The organism is Bacillus sp. 220_BSPC, from assembly GCF_001054655.1.
In the GTDB taxonomy this organism is placed as follows: Bacteria; Bacillota; Bacilli; order Bacillales; family DSM-1321; genus Peribacillus; species Peribacillus frigoritolerans.
This window is the reverse complement of sequence record NZ_JVPL01000264.1, coordinates 1-626: the sequence shown is the minus strand read 5'-3', so window position 1 is coordinate 626 and position 626 is coordinate 1. Positions and strand designations below refer to the sequence as shown.

At 33.1% G+C, this 626-nt stretch carries 1 protein-coding gene; it reads left to right on the top strand.

The features are described 5' to 3' along the window. Positions 1 to 626, top strand: a 626-nt coding sequence (locus tag ADA55_RS29900) for a hypothetical protein (protein WP_048687470.1), incomplete at both ends; no start/stop codon positions are given.

Genomic DNA, 626 nt, shown 5'->3' with positions numbered 1-626 from the left:
AATCAAGAAAAGGAACGAATACAGTTTCAGGAATCGTTAGATCAAATAAATGGTGAAAAAGACGAACTGAAATCAACAACACTGGAATTGGAACAAAGGTTGAATGATGAGAAAAGGGTGTCCCAAGAATTATCTACACAAATAGATCTTTTAACAGAAAATGAAACAAAAATGAGAGCACAACATCAACAAATAACAGATGAGTTGCAAACGGCCGAATCTGAATACCTCGCATTGCAATTGGAGGTAGAACAATTAACGGAGACTAATCAAACTTATCAAAATACTTTAATTCAATTGGAGAAAGAAAACAATGAATTAATCAGGAAAAACAAAGAACTAGTATCTTCAAACAATCAGTTAGAGTCAAATCAAGAAAAGGAACGAATACTGTTCCAGGAATCGTTAGATCAAATAAAAGGTGAGAAACACGAACTGAAATCAACAACACTGGAATTGGAACAAAGGTTGAATGATGAGAAAAGGGTATCCCAAGAATTATCTACACAAATAGATCTTTTAAAAGAAAATGAAACAAAAATGAAAGCACAGCATCAACAGGATCAACAATCCTCCAAAAAAGTTAACCAAGAGTTAAAGGATGAAGTAACCGCATTATCTAAAGA